The sequence below is a fragment of the Roseburia inulinivorans DSM 16841 genome, assembly GCF_000174195.1.
GTDB lineage: Bacteria > Bacillota > Clostridia > Lachnospirales > Lachnospiraceae > Roseburia > Roseburia inulinivorans.
Genome location: NZ_ACFY01000164.1, coordinates 1 through 3,051 on the forward strand (window position 1 = coordinate 1; position 3,051 = coordinate 3,051).

Annotated in this window: 5 protein-coding genes; 4 read left to right on the plus strand and 1 reads right to left on the minus strand. The window is 33.1% G+C overall.

What is annotated here, in order from left to right; all coding sequences use genetic code 11:
- The 4 genes from ROSEINA2194_RS17780 to ROSEINA2194_RS19960 all read left to right on the plus strand — a co-directional run.
- On the plus strand, window positions 1–674 hold a 674-nt coding region (locus ROSEINA2194_RS17780; RefSeq protein WP_009860959.1), incomplete at its 5' end, for a restriction endonuclease subunit S domain-containing protein.
- A 105-nt stretch (window positions 675–779) separates the two neighbouring features.
- Window positions 780–1,766: a site-specific tyrosine recombinase/integron integrase gene (gene xerA, locus ROSEINA2194_RS17785; protein ID WP_009860960.1), complete on the plus strand. Its 987-nt coding sequence runs from the start codon at window positions 780–782 to the stop codon at window positions 1,764–1,766.
- A gap of 15 nt (window positions 1,767–1,781) precedes the next feature.
- A complete protein-coding gene (locus ROSEINA2194_RS19955; protein ID WP_009860961.1) occupies window positions 1,782–2,000 on the plus strand; it encodes a restriction endonuclease subunit S domain-containing protein in 219 nt (72 codons plus the stop codon).
- Between the two features lie 20 nt (window positions 2,001–2,020).
- Window positions 2,021–2,338, plus strand: a complete 318-nt coding sequence (locus ROSEINA2194_RS19960) for a restriction endonuclease subunit S (RefSeq protein WP_009860962.1) — start codon at window positions 2,021–2,023, stop codon at window positions 2,336–2,338.
- Here the strand turns inward: ROSEINA2194_RS19960 and ROSEINA2194_RS17795 are convergent.
- Window positions 2,317–3,051: restriction endonuclease subunit S (locus ROSEINA2194_RS17795; protein ID WP_009860963.1), on the minus strand; the 735-nt coding region annotated here is incomplete at its 5' end. The genes ROSEINA2194_RS19960 and ROSEINA2194_RS17795 overlap by 22 nt on opposite strands.

The window sequence follows — 3,051 nt, forward strand, 5'->3', positions numbered from 1 at the left end:
TAAATGATTATTTAGAAGAGATGGCAAAGACCATCTACGACTATTGGTTTGTGCAGTTTGATTTTCCGAATGAGAATGGAAAATCATATAAATCCTCGGGTGGAGCTTTATTATACAATGAAGTTCTCAAGAAAGAGATTCCATTTGGATGGACTATTGATACTTTAGGTAATCTTTTATCCAAAGTACCAAACTCAACAAAAATCCCGGCAATAGATTTTTATGACAAGGGTTCCATCCCCGTAATAGATCAATCTTCTGATTTTATCGCTGGATACACAGATGATGAAACTAGTGTTTTGTATAATAAAACAGGATATATTGTATTTGGAGATCATACAAGAGTTGTAAAATACATCTGTTTTCCATTTGCAAGAGGTGCTGATGGAACACAAATCATAAATTCAAATACTAGATGTATGCCTAATGAATTGTTCTATCAGGTGATAAAATCTATAGATTTATCCAACTATGGATATGCACGTCACTTTAAGTATTTAAAAGATACAATTATAGTTATACCATCCGCTAACTTGGCTGATATTTATGCTGAAAAAGTTGGAAAATGGTATGAAAACCAAGTATCTATAATGAAAGAAAATAATGCATTATCCCAATTACGTGATTGGCTCCTTCCGATGCTCATGAATGGTCAAGCCACCATTGAAGATTGAAATGCTAAATAATCATTTACAATATAAAAATAACTCTTGAAAGTGGCGAGAGCAAATAAAAGAACTCCACTTCATGGTGGTTCTCACATATAAAAGGAGAAACACATGAAAGAGAAAATAATATCAGAGATTATAAGAGAGATGCTTTCATCACTTAATAATGAACAATTAAGCAAGTTGAAGGCTACATTGGAGATATATCTTTATAATGTATCCATTGAAGCCAAACAAGAGGCTGATATAGATAAAGAAGAAGTGGATTATTTGGAAGTATTTCTCTCTGCAAAAAGGATAGAAGGCTGTTCAGAAAAAACACTGATATACTATAAAAATACAATACAGCAAATGCTTGATAGTATTGGAAAATCAGTTTGTACAATAGTTACAGAAGACCTAAGAACTTATCTGGCGGAATATCAGAGGGAGAAACAATCAAGCAAGGTAACAATTGATAATATTAGAAGAATATTTTCAAGTTTTTTTGCTTGGTTAGAGGATGAAGATTATATTATTAAAAGCCCAGTTCGCAGAATACATAGAATTAAGGCTGCTAGTACTATAAAGGAAACATACACAGATGAACAATTAGAATCTATGAGAGATAATTGCGATAATCCGAGGGATTTAGCACTGATAGATATTTTGGCTTCAACAGGAATGCGAGTGGGTGAACTGGTGCTACTGAATAGAGACGATATTTCTTTTGATGAAAGAGAATGTATTGTGTTTGGTAAAGGTGATAAAGAACGAATGGTATATTTTGATGCAAGAACGAAAATTCATTTGCAAAATTATCTTGATTCCAGGCTAGATGGCAATGAGGCATTATTTGTATCACTTAAAGCTCCATATAATCGAATGAAAATAGGTGGGATAGAATTAAGACTTCGTGAAATTGGAAAGAAATTAAACATAGAAAAAGTTCATCCGCATAAGTTTCGGCGAACATTAGCAACGGTGGCAATTGATAAGGGAATGCCGATAGAGCAGTTACAAAAATTGCTAGGTCATCAACGAATAGATACGACATTGCAATATGCAATGGTTAAGCAGAGTAATGTGAAAATTGCTCATAGAAAATATATTGGATAGAATGGAGACAACATCATGAAAAAAATGAAGTTACAGGATTGTTGTATTTTTATATCAGATGGAGATCATCAGGCTCCACCGAAATCTGATAAAGGAGTCCCTTTTATAACGATTTCCAATATTACAACAGATAATAGAATAGATTTTAGCAATGTAATGTATGTGCCGTTAGAATACTATGAACAATTATCGGAAAAAGTAAAGCAATTAAGAATGATATATTATATTCTGTAGTTGGCTCATTTGGAAAACCAGTGTTAATCGAAGAAGATAGAAAATTTGTATTTCAAAGACATATAGCTATACTTAGACCGAATCTAGAAAAGGTTATTCCAGAGTTTTTATACTATACATTGTTAAATCCGCAGTTTTATACTGTAGCAGATTATTTGGCAATTGGAGCAGCTCAAAGGACGATATCATTGGAGTCGTTAAGAAATATTGAAATTGAATTACCATCTTTATCACAGCAAAAAAGAATTGTTGATGTAATAGCTCCTATTGATAAAAAAATACATGAGAATGCGATGATAAATGATTATTTATCATATCAATCTTCGATGATGGCTTGACCATTCATGAGCATCGGAAGGAGCCAGTCACGAAGTGTGGTAAGTTGCACATTTTCTTTAATGTTGCCATTGATAAGATTGTATATGCGTGATACTGAATCATTAAACTTACTTAGCAGTGATTGTTGTGGAATAGGAACAAGCAAGTTTTTTAGGGTTTCCTGACTCACATTCTTCAAAATAGAACCACCGGTTTGAGTAGCAGAACTCCCCTCAAATTGCCTTAAGTATAATGTCAAATAGTTTTGTAAGGTATTATCATATGGTGTACAGCAGATAATAAATCCACAGAAAATAATATTACTACTTGGATTGTACAGTATTCTTGTAGTTCCTGGTATTCCACTACGGGCAATAATAATGCTATCATTAGATACACGGTATTTATCACCTTGTTGCTGTGGAAGACATATCATATCAAAATTACTTTCGTCAAGAAAAAGCGTTGATGATGATATATTTCGTACATTAATAATTTTATATACAGTATTACCTTCGACATTTTTGTCGTAGTTAATACCATTACGAAAAGAGCATATTGCACCCAATGGCTTGACTTGCCAATCGGCTGGAATGATTTGGTTAATCTTTTCATTCCACACCATTAGCCCATTTGTAGCCTTGTATGGTCGTCCGTCATCGCCAGGAAAGTTAAATTGAGTAAACCAATAATCATACAGTAACTGGATTTGCCGTTGTAAATAATCATTTAT

What these genes read in the sequence shown, in the direction of transcription:
- xerA (WP_009860960.1), top strand. Translation starts at nt 780, where the DNA reads ATGAAAGAGAAAATAATATCAGAGATTATAAGAGAGATGCTTTCATCA.
- ROSEINA2194_RS19955 (WP_009860961.1), top strand. Translation starts at nt 1,782, where the DNA reads ATGAAAAAAATGAAGTTACAGGATTGTTGTATTTTTATATCAGATGGA.